The organism is Nocardia alni, from assembly GCF_019038435.1.
Classification (GTDB): Bacteria; Actinomycetota; Actinomycetes; order Mycobacteriales; family Mycobacteriaceae; genus Nocardia; species Nocardia alni.
Window position 1 is genome coordinate 1 of the sequence record NZ_JAGPOX010000011.1, and the last position, 19524, is coordinate 19524.

The following is a 19524-nucleotide window of genomic DNA, read 5'->3' on the forward strand; positions in this document are numbered from 1 at the left end:
ACCTCGACATGGCCAGCCCGGCAATCGTGAAGGTATACCAGGACCGCCCCGGCCAGACCTATCCGGACATGAACTGGGAACCCAAGGCCGCCTTCACCACCGTCGCCGCCCACTACCGCGACGAGCATCCAGCTCCGATGCGATAGCGCCCCTCGGGCGTTCGGCCCTCGGGACGCGCGAGGCCCCGCGCCGGCGCGGTGGCGACGGGGCCACGGCGCGAGAGTCTTTCACGGAACGGTGATCAGGACCTTGACCTGCTCCGGATCACCGCACGCCGCGAAGGCCCGGTCCGCCTGATCCAGCGGGAAGGTCGCGGTGACCATGTCGGCTACATCCACTGCACCCGATCGGATCAGCTCGAGCGCGGCGCGGAAGTCCTCGCCCACGTACATCAATGCGCCTTCGATGCGAATCTCCCTGTCCTGCACCAGATCCATGCGCACCGAGGTGCCACCCGACGCACCCACGCCGACCACTACGATCTGCCCGCCCTTGGTCACCAGGTCGATCGCCTGGGCCAGCGAGCGTTCGCGGGTCACGCAATCGAATACGACGTCGGCGGGGCCGTCCAGTGCGGCGTGCGCGGCCGCCACCAGGTCCGGATCGTCGGCGGGCAGTGCGGCGTCGGCGCCCATGCGCAGCGCGCGCTCGCGCTTGGTCGCGAGCAGGTCCGTGATCACGATCCGGCTCGCGCCGGCCCGGCGGGCCGCGACCAGCACCAGCAGGCCGATCGGGCCCGCGCCGAGCACCGCGACGGTGCGGCCGGTCAGCGGGCCGGCCTTGCGTACCGCGTGGACGGGGGTGGCCAGCGGTTCGACCAGTGCGGCGGCCGCGTCGGAGACCTCGTCCGGGAGCGGGTGCAGGCGGTCGGCGGCGATGACGAATCGGTCGGCCATGCCGCCGGGCGTCTGACAGCCGAAGACACGCAGCTCGCGGCAGATGTTGTAGCGTCCGGCGCGGCATTGGGCGCACCGGCCGCAGGTCAGGTTGGGTTCGATGACCACTCGCTGCCCGATCGGCAGGTCCGTCACCCCGGGCCCGACGGCCTCGACCCGGGCAACCACCTCGTGACCGGGACGGTAGGGCAGGTCGATGAACGGATGACTGCCCTGCGCGGCGTGCATATCCGATCCGCAGATCCCGGCGACGACGGTGCGCAGCAGCACCTCACCGGCGCCGGGTTCGGGGACGGGCACGATGTCCAGCGTCACATCCTCGAGTGAGCGGACCAGGACCTGTCGCATCGTCTCCGGCACAGTCTCTTCCGGCATCGGTGTTCCAATTCTGTAGTAGTAGACACGGTTTCGTCTCAGAAGACGGTATAGCCGCCATCGATCACCAGCACCGACCCCGTGATGAAACTCGCCGCATCGCTGGCCAGGAACACGACGCTGGGCGCGATCTCCTCGGGCAGCGCGAACCGCTGCTGGGGGGCGTCCTCGAGCCAGTGCCGCCGGAATTCGGGCCGGTCGACCGGGGCCATGTCGGTCTTGACGTAACCCGGAGCGACGGCGTTGACCCGAATGCCTGACGGCGCCCATTCGGCCGCAAGAGATTTGGTGAGCTGATGCACCGCGGCCTTGGACGCGTTGTAGGCGGGCTGCCACTGCGGGCGGTTGACGATGATGCCCGAGATCGAGCCGATATTGACGATCGACCCACCGCCCGCGTCGGCCATGTGCCGTCCGGCGGCCAGGCTGCACTTCCACAGTGCGCGCACGTTGAGGTCGAAGACCTCGTCCCACTCGGCGTCGGTGACGTTCCAGGAATCGTTGTGATAGCAGATGCCCGCGTTGTTGACCAGCACGTCGAGTCCGCCCAGCGCCTCGATCGCCTGCCCGGTCATCCGCTCGACCTCACGCTCGTCGGTGATGTCGGCGGTGATCGGCAGCAGGTTCAGGCCCGCCTCGGCCGCCTCGCGCACCGCCTCGGCGTTCCGGTCCGCGTCACGCCCGCAGAGGGCGACCGCCGCCCCGGCTTCGGCCAGCGCGACAGCGAAAGCCTTTCCCAGGCCACGGTTTCCACCCGTCACCAGGGCCCGCTTACCGGACAGTGAGAATGTGTCGAGAACAGTCCCTCCCATCTAGGCCGGCACCACCATCGTTTTGAGGCTGCCCGGGGTGCCGTCGGCATCCAGCGCCTTGTCGACGTCGTCCAAGCCGAACCGGCCGGTGATCAGCCCGTCCAGATTCACCTGCCCCGATGCGACGAGGCCCGCCGCGGTGGGCCAGGTGTCGGTGTACCGGAACACGCCTGTGACGACGAGTTCCCGATTCTGGATGACCGGGATGGGCAGCGCGATGGTGTCGGCGCCCATGCCCACCAGCACGACCACACCTCCCCCGCGCACCGCGGAGATCCCGCTGACCACCGCCGGGGTCGCGCCCGAGGCGTCGATGAAGGCGTCGACCCCGAGGTCCGCGACGCTCTCGGTGAGTGGGTCGAGAGTCCTTGTCGCGCCGAACTTCTCGACCAGGCCGCGGCGTTCCGCGACGGGATCGGAGACGATCACCTCGACCGCTCCGAACGCGCGGGCGGCCTGTGTGGTGATCACACCGATCGGTCCCGCGCCCGCGATCAGCACCCGGGAGCCGGGCACGACGCGCGCTTTACGACAGGCCCAGATGCCCACGGACAGCGGTTCGAGCAGCGCGGCCGACTCGTCGGAGACCGAATCCGGGACCCGATGCGCGAAATCCGCCTGGATGGTGACGTATTCACAGAAGGCGCCGTCGATCGGCGGGGTCGCGTAGAACCGCATCTCCGGGCACAGGTTGTACCGCCCGGCCTTACACTGCGAACAGACCCGGCACGGACGTTGCGGCTCGATCGCCACCCGCTCGCCGACCCGCCCACCGTCGACATCCGCGCCGACAGCCACGATGCGCCCCGACGCCTCGTGTCCCAGGATCAGCGGCGCGTCGACCACGAAATCACCGATCCGCCCCTCGCGGTAGTAGTGCACATCAGAGCCGCACACACCCACCGCGGCCACCTTGACGAGTACCTCGTCGGCGGCCACGGCGGGAACGGGCCGCTGTTCCACCCCGATCCGCTGCCGACCGGACAGCACACTCGCCCGCATGGTGCTCGGAACCTCCTGCACACCAGTTGAATTCGTGTCATCGATTGATGAATGAGTCATAGATCCTCTCCTCATCGGGTTCGCGATGCGTCCGCACGCGGCATATCCGGTCCGATAAGCATGCGCAGTAAACCCTCAGCGTGCGGCAGGTATGCGAGAACCTCATCAGCGTTCGGTACCTGGCGCGACCGCACTCGCCGTTCCGGATCCGCTCGGTCGTCGCCGCCGTATCCCCGGACGCCACCGATGGCACGGTCGCACGGACCCCTGTGGATCGCGCGCATGACCGAGCACCAGGCAGCCACGCCATCTACGTCTCGGCGCCCTCGGTGCCGACCGGACGGCGCAGTCGTGCGGCCAGCCACAGTACGACCCCATAGCCGAAGGCGAGATCGGCGTTGGACACCATAGCCCCGGACGGGAAAACGATCGCATGTCGCAAGCCCGCGTCGGACAGCTCGCGCAGCCGGGCCAAAACCTGTGCGGGAGTGCCGACCACGAGCCATTCGCGCACCACGTCGTCCGTCACCTGCGCGATCGCCTCGCGGACCTCCGACCGGGTCAGCCGATGCGGCATGAGGTCGACCAGCCCTCGGAAGTCCGGTCCGAAGGGATGTTTCACACCGCAGCGCGCCCAGACCGCCGCCGGGGCGAACAGCGCGGTATAGCGAACCGACGGCGCGCGCAGCAGCCGCCGAATCCCGGCCTCTGTGGGCGCGGTGACCATCGAGACCATCTGCGCCGGCACGATCGCCTCGGGATCGCGACCGGCTGCGCGGGCGGCGTTGCGCACCACCGTAAGTCGCCGTTCGTACTCCTGCGGTGACATCGTCTCCCACGGATACCAGCCATCGGCGTACCGGCCCGTCAGTTCCAGCATGCGGGGGCCGTGCGCACCGAGCCACACCTGCGGCATCCGGTCGGGCGGTGCGGTCAGATCCACCGGCGCTCCGTCGATCCGATAGTGCCGCCCCGCGAAGTCGATCGGTTCGGTCGCGGTCAGGGCGGCGCGGATCACCTGCAGCGCCTCTTCCAGCCGGTCCACCGGACGATCCCATGCGATCCCGTACGGATCCAGATTCTCCCGCTCCCCCGCCCCGATCCCCAGAATGGGCGGCGCCGCGGTCAGATGCGCCAGCGTGAGAAAAGTCTGCGCCAGCAGAGCCGGATGCCGCCGATGCGGATCGGTCACCCCCACGCCCAGCTGCACCTTCCCCGCTCCCGCGGCCAGATGCCCGAGCACCGGCGCGAAATCGAACAATTCGTCCGGACTGCGCACCGCCTTCGCCACCGGCGTGAAATCGGTATCCCACGCCGCCCTCGGAAACACCCCGATCAGATGATCGACCAGCAGCACCGAGTCCAGCCGCCCCATCCGCGCCAGCCGCACCATGAACCGCGCCGCACCCACCGGCGGATTGATCCCCGCCATCGTGCCCACCGCGAAGCTCTTCGAATCACGCACCACGACGGCCTCCTGGAGCCCAGCACCCTGGACCCGATTATCGACCCGCCGCCACCCGATGTCCGGCGAACCACAACAGCCGCAACATCATTGACACAAAGCCCGACCTTATCTCAGCGGTTCTTCAACGCCCCCGACACACAATCACTCCCGATCTGCTCACTCCGCGCGGAATCGCTGTGTGATCAGGGAGAAATCGGTGCGGACCATTGGTCGGCCGGTGAGCCACATGCTGCCGGGGATGCGGCGGACGAATTCGGCCAGGATCAGCGAGATGGCCACCACCCATATGTAGACCACCGCCATCGTCCAGTAGATGCCCAGGGGGTGCTGCATCGGGATGATGTAGGGGGCGATCAGCTGCAATGCCAACGGGTGCAGCAGGAATACCGCGAAGGAGCGGTCCGAGCCCCAGGTGACCGCGCGGGCGACGAACGAGCCGTCCTTGCGGCGCGCATTCCACCAGGTGCACAGTGCGTACTGGCCCGCGATGGTCAAAATGAAGAAGACCATCATGTGCGGCAGGAAGATGTCACTGGCGGTCGAGGGGGGCATGCCGAGGTGGGTGGAGCGCAGATAGTCCAACTCCGTCAGCACGGTGGTCACGACCGCGCCTACCACGAACCACACACCGAACCGGCGGACGATTCGCTGCAGGGTCTCGAAATGCCACGCCGCGACCGCGCCGAGCAGGATGTAGAACTGGTAGGGGAATACCCAGACGTAGAGGTGCACCCACAGGCTGGCGGCCGTGCCGCTGAGCGTGGGCGGGTTGACCCACCAATACAGGAATCCCAGTTGCAGGACCGCGCTGACCGCCAGCACCCAGCGGTGATGCCCCTCGGTCGCGCGCAGCAGCTTCATCAGCAGCGGGAACAGCAGATACACCTGCATGGACACCAGCAGGAAGTACATCTGATACCAGGCCTGGCCGGTGGCGACCTCGAAGACCAGGCGCCACAACGCCCGCCCGACGGGCTCACTCCAGTTTCCGAGGTAGATCGAATAGAGCCAGTAGAACACCGACCAGGCCAGGTACGGGATCCCGATCAGCGTGAACCGCCGCCGCCAGAACGCCACCGCGCTGACCGGCCGGTTCATGTACTGGTAGATCAGCACGAACCCGGTCAGGGCGAAGAACGCCTCGCGGGTGAAGTGCAGCAGCACCTGCAAGCCGTTGGAGACCACATCCTCCGGGCCGGCCGAACCGCTGACCACATGGACCATGATCACGCAGGCGAAGGTGAGGATGCGGAACAGGTCGATCTGATACAGGTACGGTCGCTTGGCCGGCTTGGTCGCCGACTGAGGCGACGGTTCAGCACGGGTAGGTTCGGGATCGGCGACTGTTGCCACAGTCGCTCCGATTCCGCGATCGTCCTGCGTCATGTACTTCCTCGCGTCGGCTGCGACTGATATTCTCAGTCGACCCTGTGAATTTTCTTCACGCAATCTGTGAGCGAACTGCGCTGCCTCCAGGGCGGCCGACGGGGTCCGGTGACAGCCCGTACAGCGCTACCCGATCACGCCGTCCGGCAAACACCCATCTCCCGGCTGCGGGGCCGGATGGAAACTGTTCGGCGACAGCCCGGTTCGGCGGGTAAGAGTACCAGGTCCGCGAGTCGCGCGTGATACCCCGGAGCCTGCCCAGCAACCGGGCAAACAATCCGCCCAGGTAGTCGAGGCTAGACGACACCGGCAGAGCTGATCCGGACGGTGGTGTCGCGCGGCGGTATCAGCTGATCGGGAAATGTATTGGGCTGAGCAGATACTGACGCCGATCCGGCGTCGGTGACTGCGCCAGCCGGGGCATGATCGCCGCCCGCAGGTCGGCGATCAACGCCTCCAGTTCATCCGGACTGAGCCACATCGCGTGCTGCCGGAAACCCACCAGATCTCCGATCGGATCGGCGGCGCCGCGGTCGAGATACGCGTCGAACTCGGACAGCAGCGCCGCCATAGCGGCGACGAACGCACGCCTCCACTCCTCCGGCGTCGTGGACGAATCCGCCGTCACCGCCGCATGTTCGCGTCGCAGACGATATCGGCGCTCGACCGCACCGCGCGCCCGGCGCTCCTGCGCCACCTCCAGCACCCCCGCCTCGGCCAGCCGGTCCACATGCCGGTACAGCCCCGCCTTGGACACGTCCGGCATGCGCTCCCCCAGTTCGATCGTGGTCATCGCCTGCCCGCCCGACAGCGCGTGGACGATGCGCAATCGCACCGGGTGCATCAGCAGTTCCGAAGCGTCCATACGCCTTATGTTCTCATATCTGATACCATTCTCAAATCTGAGATCAATCAAACGGGGTGACGCCATGAGGGATTCGAGTGCAACGACGGCAGATCGTGCCGCGTTCGGTATCGCGGTCGTGGACCTGCTGCGAGCCGGGCGCTTCGCCGAGGTCTACGAGTTGTTCGGGCCGAAGCTCCGCCAGGCGGTCTCGGTGGACACCCTCGGCCTCGCCTGGTCCGACGAGGTGGATAGGCGTGGCCACGTCGTGCGAGTCGAGGACCCCACCACCGAGGCCATGGACGGCGGCCTCGTGCGGGTGATCGTCCCGGTAACCCTCGAACACGGCAGCCTGGCGGTCCGGATGGCGGTCGACGAGCAGGACCGGCTCGCCGGATTCCTGCTCGCGCCGCCCACCGAGCCGTGGGATCCGCCACACTACGCACGCCGGAAGCGGTTCACCGAACAGGACGTGCGGGTCGGCGCCGGGCCCCTCGCGGTTCCCGGCACACTGACCATGCCTCGCCTCGGCGTACTGCACAGGCTGCGCCGGACCGGCGTACCCGGAGTCGTACTGCTGGCAGGCGGCGGTCCGTTCGACCGAGACGAGACGAGCGGCCGCAACAAGCCGCTGAAGGACATCGCGTGGGGCCTGGCCGATCGAGGCGTAGCGGCGCTGCGCTTCGACAAGGTCACGTACACCCACGCCGCGGCGGTCGCCGACATCCCCGGCTTCACCATGACCGACGAGTATGTGCCACATGCCGTTTCGGCCGCGGCGCTGCTGCGCGCCCATCCCTCGGTCGATCCGGACCGCGTATACGTGCTCGGCCACAGCATGGGCGGCAAGGTAGCGCCCAGAGTCGCCGCCGCGGCGCCGGCCATCGCGGGACTGATCGTGCTGGCAGGAGATACGCAGCCGATGCATCACTCGGCGGTGCGTGTGGCGCGCTATCTGGCGGGGCTGAACCCCGCGGCGGCCCCCTCAGCGGATCTCATTGCCGCACAGGCGAATCTGGTCGACAGCCCGAACCTCTCGGCCGACACGCCCGCCACCGACCTACCGTTCGGCTTCTCGGGGTCGTACTGGCTGGACCAACGCGCCTACGATCCCGTCGCACTCGCCGCATCGCTGCACAAGCCGATGTTCATCGCCCAGGGCGGCCGCGACTACCAGGTCACCGTCGAGCACGACCTCGCAGGCTGGCGAACCGGCCTGTCCAACCACCCGAACGTGACGATCCGCGTCTACGACGCCGCCAATCACCTGTTCTTCGCCGGCACGGGCCCCTCGACCCCCGCCGAATACGACCCGCCACAACACGTCGCCCCCACCGTGATCACCGATATCGCCGACTGGATCGGCGCGGTCACCGGAACAGCCACCTCGCACTGACGCGGCCACCACCGTCTCGCTTCCATTGCCGTCACCGGCCGGCCTCTCCCGGCATCCAGGTTCGGGGGACAGCCCTTCGAGGGGCACAGCGAGCCCGCCCGACGACGGTCGTCGACCTGATCACAGCCGCGCGCTGCACGCCACCGCCTACCGATGGACTACAGCTCAACGAGGTCCAGATCTGTCCGCTTGAAATCGTCCCCTATGCACAGCAACAGCTCTCCCGAAGCCCAGGCGACCGCATACGTCAAGCAATCACCGAAGTTCAGCGCAGCAGGATGTCGCCCCTTCCCGAATCTGAGAAACGCAGTCTGAGCCGCGCGCCAATGCTCCACACCGAATGCGACAACATCGAAGTCCCGCTCCTGCAGAAAAGCCGCCAGCAGCGGCTTACCGAGCGGTCCCGCCTTGTTCGTGATGACCAAACCTGTCTCGACGAGCGTGGGCGCACCGATCCGGCACACCTCCGCCTCACCGACGATCACACGTCACCCGGCCCGCACCCGAGAATCTCTTCTATTTCAGCCTTCGAGACCGACTTACGAAACACATCTTGCGGAATCTGCGGCCATATATCGGTTTGCAGAAAACAAACGAACTGCTCCCCTCGAGCCTGCCGATCGAGCGGGCGGCCGAGTCGTTCCAGCGCATCCCGCAAAGCCGTGCGAACCGCCGCCGTCTTACTCACCCCCATCCGAGCGGCAAGCTCAGCCGCAAGGCGCTCCGTCTCGGCATCTTTGATATTCAGCGCCATGGTAGAAGTATGGCAACTCGAAGGAATTACACCAATCGCTATCTGCGTACTCGATCATGTCGCCTGTCAACAATATTCATCGCCGCGCGGGTCGTCAGCCACCGCGCATCTCTCGTCGCCAGCGAGCCGGTGGTGTGCTGTAGCGGTTCTTGAACGCGCGGCTGAATGCCGCCTCCGAGGTGTAGCCGACTTTCTCCGCGATGTGCGTGACCGGGAGGGAGGTGTCGCGGAGCAGGGTGGTGGCGACGTCCAGGCGGACGTGCGCGAGGTAGGTGGCGGGGGGCTTGCCGACGCGTGCGGCGAACCGCTCGGCGAACGACGAGCGCGAGAGGTTGCAGGTCTGGGCCAATTCCTCGACTGTCCAGTCATGGGCGGGGTCTCGGTGGATGGCGCTGAGGGTCAGGCCGATCTGCGGGTCGAAGGCACCGGCCAGCCAGTTCGGTTCGGCGTCCTCACGGGAGGCCCAGACGCGCAGGATCTGGACGAAGATCAGGTCGAGGATGCGGGCGATCATGATCGCTGATCCCTGGGAGGGCGAGTGCATCTCGATGCCGAGCATCTTGCGGGCGACGTGCAGACCTTCGGGCGCCGGGGTGCGGGCGCCGCCCAGGAGGATCACGGGCGGCAGGCTCCCGAGTAGGTGACTCGCCTGCGGGTCGCCGATCGTGAACGTTCCGCAGAGCCAGCGCGCCGGCTCGGCATGCTCACCCGCGTCGCGCAGGTGGTGCGCATCGCCGCGCGGGAGCAGGATGACATCGCCGCGGCCCACGCGCTCGACCTGCGGACTCCCATCGATCCGAAGTTCGAGTTCGCCCTCCTCGACGATGTGCAAGCTGCCGACGTCGGCGAAGCCCATCGAGAACATCGGCGGCGGAGCGTAGGCGACGACCCGTTCTCCGTTCAGCCGCACGCTCCGGAGCAACTCCGAGAGCAGGTCGTGCGCGGGCCCTTCGGCGCCGAGGCCCGGCGCGGCGTCCTCGAGCGCTGGCGAATCATCTTGCGTCGCTGGACGATCGGCAAGGTTTACCGGCGGTTGGGTCATGGTCGCTACCCATTCCTCTGGTTAGTGTCGACAACCGTGAGCGCATGCGCTCACGGATATCAGCCGAGACTAATCAAGAAGGTCGTCCATGACGGAACAAAACAGGCCCACCAAAATCACCTTCGTCTATTCCAACCCCGCCGACCCGGATGCCTTCGAGGCGGCGTACCCCGATCAACTCGCGCTGGCACGCAAGCTCCCCGGACTGACTCGGCTCCAGGCCTCGAAGGTCTGGCCCAAGGAAGACGGCAGCCCGACCCCCGCCTACCGACTGCTGGACCTGTACTTCACCGACTACGTGGCGGCCAGCGCGGCCGCCGCGGAGGCGGGCCCCCTCGTCGGCGCCACCGTCGAACATGCCACCGGAGGCGTGGCGATCGCCTTCGCCGAAATCCTCGAGGACGCGTAGCCGTATCGCACCGCCTCCACCGTGCCGGCGCCCACGGTGAACAGTTAAGCGACGACTACGGAATTCACAGAGCATTCCAATACTGCCTGCGCACTCTGGTCTCCAGCCGGGCGCCCGCCCGGACCCGAACCGAACAGAGCGCGTCCATGAAGCCACTGCATCCCAGCCGCCGGGCGGGGCGTACCGCCACCACCGCACTGGTGGCGGTCGCCGCCGTCGGCACGATCGCCGCCTCCGCGGCCGCCTACAGCGACACCCATACCACCGGTCCCTCGTCGGGCGGCAGCACCGCAACGGAGAGTAACTCCACACAGTCGGCCAACAGCTCGGCTTCGACCGATACCGGCTCGTCCGCCCCGCAGCTGGGATCCGGGTCCGGCTCGGTGCACGCCCAGTCGCAGGGGTCGTGATGAACCCCGCTCGCGATGCCGATCGCACGACCACCGGTACGGCCGAATGGCAGGTGTGGGGAACCACCGCACGCATCGTGGTGACGGACCCGCAGGCGCTGAACGCGGCCCGGGCTCTGGTCGTCGAGCACCTCGACGCAGTCGACCACGCTTGCAGCAGATTTCGCGACGACTCGGAGATCGTCGAGCTGACAGCGCATCCGGGACAGCCCGTTTCGGTCAGCGGGTTGCTCGCCGAGTATCTGCGGGTCGCGCTGGAGGTAGCGAGCGACACCGACGGCGACGTGGATCCGACAGTGGGAAATCTGTTGCGGGCGTTGGGTTACGACCGCGATTTCACGCTTGTCACGAGCTCGGCCGAGCCCATCCCGGTGGTAGTGAGTCGCCGCGCCGATTGGACGCAGGTGCTGATCACCGAGGAGACGGTGACCGTTCCGCCAGGTGTGCTGCTGGATCTCGGCGCCACCGCCAAGGCGCACGCCGCCGACCGGTGCGCACGCCTGGTCGCCGACCGGCTCGGCTGCGGCGTCCTGGTCAGCCTGGGTGGCGATATCGCCACCTCCGGTCCGGCACCGCTGGAGGGCTGGCAGATCCTGGTGCAGGACACACCGGCCGAGCCGCGCTCCCGCGTCCGGCTACCGGGCGGGGCGGCGCTGGCCACATCGAGCACGGTGCGACGCCGCTGGTTGCGCGGCGCGAAACTGGTGCACCACATCGTCGATCCTCGCACATGTGTTGCGGCCGAGCCGGTCTGGCGAACGGTCTCGGTAGCCGCCGAATCGTGTGTGCGGGCCAACGCGGCGAGCACCGCCGCGGTGGTACGCGGCCGATCCGCGCCGGCTTGGCTGCGCGGCTGCGGATTGCCCGCACGTCTGGTCGACAACGACGGCAGGGTCGTCACGCTCGGCGGCTGGCCGGCGGAACTCGCCGACGGGAGCGTTCGATGACGTCGACGGGAATCGACCAGGCGCTGTGGGCATTCGGGCGCGGCAGTGGCATCGCGGCACTGGTGGTGCTGACCGTCGCACTGGCGGCGGGTATCGCGGCCCGCTCCGGCCGCGCGGTACTGCTGCCGCGCACCGGGTTGGCCGAATTCCATCGCGGCGCAGCGATTTCCGCGACCGCGCTGGTGGGCTTGCACGTGCTCAGCCTGCTCATCGACCCGCACGCGCAGCTGCGGCTGATCGACGTGCTCGTACCGTTCGCGGGCTCCTACCGGCCGATGTGGCTGGGACTGGGAACCGTCGCGGTCGACCTGCTCGCGGCGATCATGATCTCCGCGCTGCTGCGCCGCCGCATCGGGCCGCGGGCGTTCAGGCTGGTGCATTGGGCCACCTACCTGCTGTGGCCGGTGGCGCTGGTCCATGCGGTGGGAGCCGGCTCCGACAATACGCAGCCATGGCTGCTCGCCGTGGTCGTCACGTGCGTCTGCACCATCGCCGCCGCCGTGCTCTGGCGGATGAGCAGTGGTTTCACCGAATACCGCCAGCTACGGAGCGCACGATGACCACACATCTCTCACCCGCGCCGGTCGGCACCCGCCGTCTGCTCGCGGCCACCGATCCGAGCCTGCCCGCGCACCTGGCCGGTTATGGTCCGCGGCCACCGGAGCCGGAACTCGGCGGGCTGATCGCGGCCGTCGAGGCGGCCGGGCTCCGGGGACGCGGCGGCGCCGGGTTTCCGGTCGGCCGCAAATTGGCCGCCGTCGCCGAGGGCAGTCGTGCGATCGTCGTGGCCAACGGGGCCGAGGGAGAACCGGACAGCAGCAAGGACGCGGTACTGCTGACGCGCGCCCCGCACCTTGTGCTGGACGGCTTGTCCGCGGCGGCGGCCGCCGTCGGAGCCCGGGAATGCCACCTGTACGCGCCCGCACCGGTGCTCGAACCGATCCGGCGGGCGCTCGACGAGCGCCGGGCAACCGGATACGACACCCGGAACATCGAAATTACCGCTGCCGCAGACAGTTTCCTCGCGGGCGAGAAGACCGCGGTGATCAATCGGCTGGCCGGCCACGCTCCCATCCCCGCCGACCAGTTGATCAGCACCTCGCGAGCCGGGCTACGCAGGCGACCCACTCTGATCCAGAACGTGGAAACCCTTGCGCACCTGGCCCTCATCGCCCGCTACGGCCCCGGCTGGTTTCGCTCCGCCGGAACACCCGACGAACCGGGGACCATGCTCCTGACCCTGTCGGGAACGACCGTCACCGGTGTCGTCGAGGCCGAATTCGGTTGCGGTCTACAGGATGTGATCGAGCAGTCGGGACGGATCGACCGCCGGGACGTCCGTGCTGTTCTGCTCGGCGGATACCACGGCACCTGGATCCCCCGGGCCGCGCTGCACCGGGCAACACTGTCGGCGCAGGCCCTGCGACCGCTGCACGCCCACCTCGGAGCGGGAGTCGTGCGGGTCCTGCCGCGCTCCGAATGCGGCCTGCGCGCCACCGCCGACATCACCGCCTACCTCGCCGCGCAGAGCGCCGGGCGCTGCGGCCCCTGTCGCAACGGACTGCCCGAGCTGGCCGCCCGGATGCACGATCTGGCCTACGGCGCGGGTGGCGACCCTCGGGAGATCACCCGGCTGGCCGGGCTCGTCGACGGCCGCGGCGCCTGCCATCACCCGGACGGAACCGCCCGGCTGGTCCGGTCCGCGATCGACGCCTTCGGCGGCGACCTCACCCTTCATCTGCGTGGCGCCTGCCAGGCCGAACAGGAGCACATCGGCAGAAGGAGGCCCCTGCGATGAGCGCACATCGACCCGAAACCACACGGCTGCACATCGATTGGACCCGATGCGACGGCCGCGGCCTGTGCAGCGAATTACTCCCCGGCCTGCTGGCTCGCGACGACTGGGGCTATCCACTCGCACCCGCCCCCGGTGACCCGGTTCTGCACCCCGACGACATCGAATCGGCCACCGACGCCGCGACCCTGTGCCCGCGCGTGGCACTCACCGTGGTCACCACTCCAGCACAACACAGGGACCTCGGATAATCTCTCGGTGCGCATCGATGATGGAGGCATGACGGTGATTTCAAAAAGCGCAGGCTACTCCTCGGATTGGGTGAGCGAGACCGGACTGGATCTCGAGATCGGCTACTGCATCACGATGGTGCGGGATGTGGACCCGCGAGAGGCCCTGGACCGGTTCGGCGTCAACGACGAGACCATCCGAACCGCCCCCTGGTCCGAGCTGGTCGCCCAGGTCAGCACCCTCGAGCCGCCCGAACATCACGGCGTCACGGCCGCATTCGCCTTTGGCGGGCACACCGTCCTGGTCGAGGATTTCGGCTACCGGGGACGCAGTGCGGAGTGGACCGAGCCGCTGTCCCAGGGCACGGAAGCCGTCAACGTCTACCTCAGCCCGAGCAGCCTCAAGCTGGAACTGACCATCATTCGAGACGGCCAACAGGTGGCCTTCATCGACGGTGACGCGCCGGACGACGTCGACACCGACGATCCGAAGCTGGCCGAATCGCTGGCCCGATTCGCCAGGGCCGCCCTCGCGCCCTGGGACGAGAACGACGAGCCTCCCGAGAGCTTCGAGGACGGCTGGGTCGATCTGCTGCAGGTCGCCTGCGACTATCTCGGACTGCGACCGACGGTGTCGGACATCAGCAGACCGGTGCTGGGCGCGCCCGTACGCGTTCGGTAATCCACGCCTAGAGCCGCATACGCAGGTGGTGGGTCAGGTCCCCGGTCAAGTGCACGCGGACCCGGCGCTCGGCGAATCGCCAGTGTCCGTCACGGCGTTCGAAGCGGTCGCTGTAGCGCCCGGCCGCCACAGGCTGCAGCGGCAGGTCCGGCAGGGCCTGGAAGACGGTGAAGTAGGAGCGCGCCGCCGCGGTATCGGCCGCCTCGCCGAATTCGATGGCGATGTTGGTCGTGACGTGGTGGGTGCGCGGGGTGCCGTCCTCGTAACGAATCACCGTGCCGCGCAACATCTCCTCGACGCCTTCGCGTCCCCGGACCGATCCCCCGCCGCCGATGAACTCGGCGTCCGCGAACAATGTGCCGACACCGGCGAAGTCCCCGTCGTCGACCAGTTCGGCGTACTTCGCGATCAAGTTCGTCACGGCGGTCGTATCGGTGGCTGTGCTCATAGCATGCGAGGATATGCCCGGATGAGCCACCTGCCGTCGATGTGTGTGAAGGTGCTACTGGATGTTGGATTACGGCCTCGATATGTCCGATGTGGAGCGCGATCTCGCTCTGCCCGACCTGGTGGCCGAGGGGGATGAGCTCGACGCCCTGGTATCGGCACACGCCGATTGGTCCGAACCCACACCGGCGGTGGGGTGGACGATCGCACACCAGATCGCACATCTGGCCGCGGCGGACGCGAACGTTCTCATCGCCATACGGGCCCCGGAGGCGTTCGACGACGTGCTGAAGCAGGCGGACGACGCGGGCAGCCGATACGCCGATCTGGACGCCGCCACGGGAGCGGCCGAACCGCGAGCGGTACTGCTGGAACGATGGCGCACCGGTCGATCCGAGGTGGCGGCGGCGCTGCGTGACGTTCCACTGGATCATGGATTTCCGTGGTACGGCTCGGAATTGACAGCGAGGCTCATGGTGCCGCTTCGCCTGATGGAAACCTGGGCCCACGGACAAGACATCTACGACACGGTGGGCATCCCGCACCGGCCGACGGGCCGGCTCCGCCATGTGGCCTCGTTGGGAGTCGTCGGACGAGAGCTCTCGTTCTACGCTGCCCAATTACCTACTCCGACAGAGCCGTTCCGTGTCGAGCTGACCGCCCCCGACGGCCTGACCTGGGCATGGGGACCGCAAGACGCCGGGCAACGGATCCAGGGCAGTGCCCTGGACTTCTGTCTTCGCGTCACCCACCGCAAGTCCCGCGCCGAGACCGACCTCACTGCGATCGGCGAGGATGCGAGCAGGTGGCTGGATATCGCCCGAGTCTTCCTCTGACGAGGCTTGTTCCGAGCTACGCGAAGCCGCGGAACACCTCGCCGTCACCGGCGTGCTGCGCGGCCTTGGCGTAGTCCGCGATGGTGATGTTGCCGTTGTCCACGTTGCCGACCACGTCGCCCAGTTCGCAGGATGCGACTCTTACGGTGGCGCCGCGCTGGTCCTCGAACAGGTCGAGAAGCAGAATGGGGTGCTCGGCACTCGCCATGGTCTCGCGGTCCGCGAGCATGACATACGTGTGATCCGTGTCTTCCAGACTCTCCAGCGCGAGAAGCTGTTCCACGGTGAGGTCGCTGTTCTCGGGATCGTCGAGGATCTCGACGTCCTCCTCGATGCTCACATCGGAAGCCTCCATCGCCGAGGCGTCGATCGCCGACCGGCAGGACTCCCATGCCTGTTGATCGGAGAAGTCCGTGCGAATGAGTAGCGACTTCACGGTTTCGGGCAGTGCGATCACTAGTGCGGTGCCTTTCACAACATCGGGGAAACTGCCTCAATAACAACACATCACCCGCTGACGCGCCCGATGGCCATCAGGTGCAATGGAATCCGGCGCGGTCGGCGAAGCGACCCGCGAACTGTGTGACCAGCGAACGCAACTCCTCGGGACCGTCGATGACGAACGGCCGGTCGAGCGCGGCCAGGATCGGGGGTATCCAGTCGAGTCGTTCCGCTCGGATGGCGACACGGTGCCAGCGTTCACCGGCCGGATCCGATGCGGGGTCGATGGCCTCCACGGTGGCGATGGCCGCCGGGAGTCTGCCGCGGATCCGGGTGATCGTCGCGTTGATGCGCAGGGCCACGTCGTACCGGTATGCCGCGGTGGCGAATCCGGCGAGAAGGGACTGTGCCGGGTCGGTCTCGTCGGTGGGCTCGAACGATCCCGCCAGGGCTCTCGCGTCGGTGATCCGGTCGAGCCGGAATGTCCGATCCGCCCCCGCGTCCGGGTCGGCGCCGGTGACGTACCAGCGTCCGTCGTGCGCGACGACTCCGCGCGGATGGAGTACGCGCCGGCTGTGGTGGCCGCGGCGGTCGGTGTATCTGATCGACACGGGGCGGTGGTGGCGTGCGGCGTCGGTGACGGCGAGCAGGACCGAGGCGGCGGGAGCGATGGTTTCGCCGGACGGTTCGGTGAACGACAGGGATTCCAGAACGGTGGTGAGGCGCTCGGCCAGACGGGCCGGCAGTACCCGCCGGATCTTGGCCGATGCCGTTTCGCTCGCGGTGGCGGCGGCCGCCGTCAGTCCTGTTCGTTGTCCGGCGATCAGCCCGAGCAGCACGGCCAGCGCCTCGTCGTCGCTGAACATCAGCGGCGGCAGGCGATAGCCGGAGCCCAGGCGGTAGCCGCCGTAGCGTCCGCGCACGGTTTCGACGGGCACGTCGAGATCGATCAGGTGATTCACGTATCGGCGCACGGTGCGCGCATCGACATCGAGGTGATCGGCGAGCTCGGCCATCGTCCTGGTACCGCCCGATTGCAGCAATTCCAGTAGCGCGAGCACCCGGACGGTCGGTCGATTCACGCTCACAATCTTACTGCGAATACTGGACCGATTCTGTCCACTATTGCTTCTAGCATCGGAAAGTACCAGTTCAGCGATCTACAGGAGAACATCATGGACTTCATCTCGATCCGGCTCATCACCGACGACATCGCACGCCTGGCCCAGTTCTACGAGAAGGCCACCGGCCTCGCGGCGATCTGGTCGACGGACGATTTCGCCGAGATTCGAACCCCCCGCGCCACTCTCGCGCTGTCCAGCACCCGCACCATCGAAATGTTCGCGCCGGGCGCCACCCGCCCGGCCGAGAATCACAGCGTGATCATCGAGTTCGTGGTCGAGGATGTGGACCAAGTCTTCCGAAACCTCACCGACCTCGTCACCAACGTCGTCAAGGAACCCACCACGATGCCCTGGGGCAACCGGTCGCTGCTGGTCCGCGACCCGGACGGCAACCTGCTCAACTTCTTCACACCGGTCACCCCGGCCGCCGAGGAGCGATTCGCTCGCTGAGCCGATTGCTCGATCACATCTTCCAGCCAACTCTCGCGCCTGATAACGCTGGGAATAGAGCCGGGCGAAAACGGGACGGGTGTTCCATACTGTGCGGATGAGCGTTTCCCTGCCGGATTGGTTGCCGGAGGATATCGACCCCACAACGCCCAGCGTGGCTCGCATCTACGATTACATGCTCGGTGGATTCGCCAATTTCGAGGTCGATCGGACTCTCGCCGACGGATTGGCACGCACGGATCCGGATCTCATCGCGACCACGCGTGCCTATCGAACGTTCCTGCGGCGTGTGGTCACCTATTTGGTCGCCGAGGCGGGGGTACGCCAATTTCTGGACCTCGGCTCCGGGATTCCCACCGTCGGCAATGTGCACGAGATCGCGAACAATATCGCCCCCGGTGTGCGCGTGGCCTACGTCGACATCGATCCGGTCGCGGTATCCATCGGCCGCCGGATCCTGACCGCGGACTCCCGGGCGACGGTCGTGCGCGGCGATGTCACCCGGATCGACTCCGTCCTGGACAATCCGGCCATCACCGGGCTGCTGGACTTCACCCGGCCCGTGGCCGTGCTGATGCTCGCCGTGCTGCACGTCATTCCCGAGGACGCGGGCCCGCGGACGATCGTCGCGCGGGTCCGCGAGAAATTGGCCGAGGGCAGCTATCTGGCGATCTCACACGGTTGCAGCGACGGCCCCCGCCACCTGGTCGACAAGATCAACAAGGTCTCGCAGTCCACGAGCACCGCCGCCGTCATGCGCTCGCGCGACGACATCGCGGCGCTGTTCGACGGATTCGACCTGATCGAACCGGGACTGACCGACCTGCCCCGGTGGCGTCCGGACGAGGTCCCCGACGATATCCCCGCCACCCTGGCCCTCGGGGGTGTGGGCAGGCTCGCGCCCCGGAACTGATCGACCGCAGGTCAGATCGGCCGGAATCCGGCCCCGATTCCGCCGGTCGCGTCGATACCCCGCATGACGCGGTCGATCGGCACGAAGACCGCGGCGATATGCAGCGGAACTTCCGCCGGAATGAACGGCGGCGTGATCACGCCCTCCTGGATACCGACCAAGCGGTCGCCGTCGGTGACCGGCCCGCCGGAATCACCCGGTGCGGAGGTGGCCTTATCGAGAATCCGGTTGCCGATATCCGGTGAGAGCCCACTCCACACCCCATCGCCGCCCGGCAGGGGCGCGGTCAGTCCGTCGAGAACCGTTCTGAACGACCCCAATACGACGCCGCAGTTCGAGCCGGAGGTACGGCCGCTGTGACACACGGTCGCACCCCGTGCGGGAGTGGCGCCGATGGATGAGATCGTCGTACCGCCGACGGTACGCATCGGGGTGACTTTCGCCGGATCGAATTCGATGATCGCGTAGTCCAGCCCCTGCTGGTCTCCCCGGGATTTTCCGGTGGACGACTCGATCGTGCCCACCACTCCGGCGGATACCGCGTTTTCGGCGATGACGGCAGTGCCCGGCGGACCGCAGTGCCCAGCGGTCAGCCCGACCAACCGGCCGGCGCGATCGTGCCCGATGGTCGCCAGCGAGCACACGAATTCACCGGTGTTCGTGATCGGGCCGAGATTCCGCGCGAGTTTCCCGACGATCAGACCCGATCCGCCGCCCAGTGCGACCGGAGCCGGGGCGGCGTGCCCGACACCGGTCGCCAAGGAGGTGCTCAGACCCAGAACACCCAGGGGAAGCGCAAACCAGCGGTATCTCATGACATCTCCTTCGGATGCGCCCCCGTGGTGGTGGTCGCGAATCAAATTAC

General features: G+C 67.5%; 24 protein-coding genes. 11 read left to right on the forward strand and 13 right to left on the reverse strand.

Features of this window, described 5'->3' with window-relative positions:
- Positions 1-227: 227 nt before the first annotated feature.
- The 6 genes from JZ791_RS06640 to JZ791_RS06665 form a co-directional block, all read right to left on the reverse strand.
- Positions 228-1271, reverse strand: a complete 1044-nt coding sequence (locus tag JZ791_RS06640) for a zinc-dependent alcohol dehydrogenase (RefSeq protein WP_216893292.1) — start codon at positions 1269-1271, stop codon at positions 228-230.
- Positions 1272-1309: 38 nt separating this feature from the next.
- Complete coding sequence (locus tag JZ791_RS06645; RefSeq protein ID WP_216893293.1) at positions 1310-2083, reverse strand: SDR family NAD(P)-dependent oxidoreductase; 774 nt, start codon at positions 2081-2083, stop codon at positions 1310-1312.
- Entirely contained in the window at positions 2084-3145 is a 1062-nt protein-coding gene (locus JZ791_RS06650; RefSeq protein WP_254205310.1) for an NAD(P)-dependent alcohol dehydrogenase, read from the reverse strand.
- Positions 3146-3395: 250 nt separating this feature from the next.
- Positions 3396-4553 carry an LLM class flavin-dependent oxidoreductase gene (locus JZ791_RS06655; protein ID WP_216893294.1) on the reverse strand — a complete coding sequence of 386 codons (1158 nt, stop codon included), beginning with the start codon at positions 4551-4553 and terminating at the stop codon, positions 3396-3398.
- A gap of 156 nt (positions 4554-4709) precedes the next feature.
- On the reverse strand, positions 4710-5939 hold the full coding sequence (locus JZ791_RS06660; protein WP_216893295.1) for an acyltransferase: 1230 nt from the start codon (positions 5937-5939) through the stop codon (positions 4710-4712).
- Between the two features lie 346 nt (positions 5940-6285).
- Positions 6286-6804, reverse strand: a complete 519-nt coding sequence (locus JZ791_RS06665) for a helix-turn-helix domain-containing protein (RefSeq protein WP_216893296.1) — start codon at positions 6802-6804, stop codon at positions 6286-6288.
- A gap of 64 nt (positions 6805-6868) precedes the next feature.
- Between JZ791_RS06665 and JZ791_RS06670 the strand changes: the two genes are divergently transcribed.
- The gene (locus JZ791_RS06670) at positions 6869-8179 is read left to right on the forward strand and encodes an alpha/beta hydrolase (protein ID WP_216893297.1); all 1311 of its coding nucleotides are present in this window, start codon (positions 6869-6871) and stop codon (positions 8177-8179) included.
- A 158-nt stretch (positions 8180-8337) separates the two neighbouring features.
- Here the strand turns inward: JZ791_RS06670 and JZ791_RS06675 are convergent, their stop codons facing one another.
- From JZ791_RS06675 to JZ791_RS06685, 3 genes are all read right to left on the reverse strand, one after another.
- Positions 8338-8664 carry a type II toxin-antitoxin system VapC family toxin gene (locus tag JZ791_RS06675; RefSeq protein ID WP_216893298.1) on the reverse strand — a complete coding sequence of 109 codons (327 nt, stop codon included), beginning with the start codon at positions 8662-8664 and terminating at the stop codon, positions 8338-8340.
- Complete coding sequence (locus JZ791_RS06680) at positions 8661-8933, reverse strand: type II toxin-antitoxin system VapB family antitoxin (protein WP_216893299.1); 273 nt, start codon at positions 8931-8933, stop codon at positions 8661-8663. The genes JZ791_RS06675 and JZ791_RS06680 overlap by 4 nt, the downstream gene beginning before the upstream one ends.
- A 94-nt stretch (positions 8934-9027) precedes the next feature.
- Positions 9028-9975, reverse strand: a complete 948-nt coding sequence (locus JZ791_RS06685) for an AraC family transcriptional regulator (RefSeq protein WP_216893300.1) — start codon at positions 9973-9975, stop codon at positions 9028-9030.
- A gap of 88 nt (positions 9976-10063) precedes the next feature.
- Between JZ791_RS06685 and JZ791_RS06690 the strand changes: the two genes are divergently transcribed.
- The 7 genes from JZ791_RS06690 (at position 10064) to JZ791_RS06720 (ending at position 14448) form a co-directional block, all read left to right on the forward strand.
- Positions 10064-10384, forward strand: coding sequence for an EthD family reductase (locus JZ791_RS06690; protein ID WP_216893301.1), 321 nt, complete (start codon positions 10064-10066; stop codon positions 10382-10384).
- Between the two features lie 146 nt (positions 10385-10530).
- On the forward strand, positions 10531-10794 hold the full coding sequence (locus tag JZ791_RS06695) for a hypothetical protein (protein WP_216893302.1): 264 nt from the start codon (positions 10531-10533) through the stop codon (positions 10792-10794).
- Positions 10794-11741, forward strand: a complete 948-nt coding sequence (locus tag JZ791_RS06700) for an FAD:protein FMN transferase (RefSeq protein WP_216893303.1) — start codon at positions 10794-10796, stop codon at positions 11739-11741. The genes JZ791_RS06695 and JZ791_RS06700 overlap by 1 nt, the downstream gene beginning before the upstream one ends.
- Positions 11738-12301 (forward strand): ferric reductase-like transmembrane domain-containing protein, encoded by a 564-nt coding sequence (locus tag JZ791_RS06705; RefSeq protein WP_216893304.1) that lies wholly within the window; start codon positions 11738-11740, stop codon positions 12299-12301. Before JZ791_RS06700 ends, JZ791_RS06705 begins: the two co-directional genes overlap by 4 nt.
- Complete coding sequence (locus JZ791_RS06710) at positions 12298-13539, forward strand: NADH-ubiquinone oxidoreductase-F iron-sulfur binding region domain-containing protein (protein WP_216893305.1); 1242 nt, start codon at positions 12298-12300, stop codon at positions 13537-13539. The genes JZ791_RS06705 and JZ791_RS06710 overlap by 4 nt, the downstream gene beginning before the upstream one ends.
- Positions 13536-13787 (forward strand): ferredoxin, encoded by a 252-nt coding sequence (locus JZ791_RS06715; RefSeq protein WP_216893306.1) that lies wholly within the window; start codon positions 13536-13538, stop codon positions 13785-13787. The genes JZ791_RS06710 and JZ791_RS06715 overlap by 4 nt, the downstream gene beginning before the upstream one ends.
- A 28-nt stretch (positions 13788-13815) precedes the next feature.
- Positions 13816-14448 (forward strand): DUF6461 domain-containing protein, encoded by a 633-nt coding sequence (locus tag JZ791_RS06720; protein WP_216893307.1) that lies wholly within the window; start codon positions 13816-13818, stop codon positions 14446-14448.
- A 7-nt stretch (positions 14449-14455) separates the two neighbouring features.
- Here JZ791_RS06720 and JZ791_RS06725 read toward each other — a convergent pair whose 3' ends face one another.
- Complete coding sequence (locus JZ791_RS06725; RefSeq protein ID WP_216893308.1) at positions 14456-14896, reverse strand: nuclear transport factor 2 family protein; 441 nt, start codon at positions 14894-14896, stop codon at positions 14456-14458.
- 61 nt (positions 14897-14957) lie between these two features.
- Between JZ791_RS06725 and JZ791_RS06730 the strand changes: the two genes are divergently transcribed.
- Positions 14958-15731 (forward strand): TIGR03084 family metal-binding protein, encoded by a 774-nt coding sequence (locus tag JZ791_RS06730; protein ID WP_254205311.1) that lies wholly within the window; start codon positions 14958-14960, stop codon positions 15729-15731.
- Positions 15732-15747: 16 nt separating this feature from the next.
- Here JZ791_RS06730 and JZ791_RS06735 read toward each other — a convergent pair whose 3' ends face one another.
- A complete protein-coding gene (locus JZ791_RS06735; RefSeq protein ID WP_216893309.1) occupies positions 15748-16188 on the reverse strand; it encodes a DUF6924 domain-containing protein in 441 nt (146 codons plus the stop codon).
- A 76-nt stretch (positions 16189-16264) separates the two neighbouring features.
- On the reverse strand, positions 16265-17254 hold the full coding sequence (locus JZ791_RS06740) for a helix-turn-helix transcriptional regulator (RefSeq protein WP_308162805.1): 990 nt from the start codon (positions 17252-17254) through the stop codon (positions 16265-16267).
- A 93-nt stretch (positions 17255-17347) separates the two neighbouring features.
- Here JZ791_RS06740 and JZ791_RS06745 point away from each other — a divergent pair, with 93 nt between their 5' ends.
- Both JZ791_RS06745 and JZ791_RS06750 read left to right on the forward strand, forming a co-directional pair.
- Positions 17348-17746, forward strand: coding sequence for a VOC family protein (locus tag JZ791_RS06745; RefSeq protein WP_216893310.1), 399 nt, complete (start codon positions 17348-17350; stop codon positions 17744-17746).
- A 97-nt stretch (positions 17747-17843) separates the two neighbouring features.
- Positions 17844-18659, forward strand: a complete 816-nt coding sequence (locus JZ791_RS06750; protein ID WP_216893311.1) for an SAM-dependent methyltransferase — start codon at positions 17844-17846, stop codon at positions 18657-18659.
- 11 nt (positions 18660-18670) lie between these two features.
- Here JZ791_RS06750 and JZ791_RS06755 read toward each other — a convergent pair whose 3' ends face one another.
- Positions 18671-19474 carry a S1 family peptidase gene (locus tag JZ791_RS06755; RefSeq protein WP_216893312.1) on the reverse strand — a complete coding sequence of 268 codons (804 nt, stop codon included), beginning with the start codon at positions 19472-19474 and terminating at the stop codon, positions 18671-18673.
- Positions 19475-19524 lie beyond the last annotated feature (50 nt).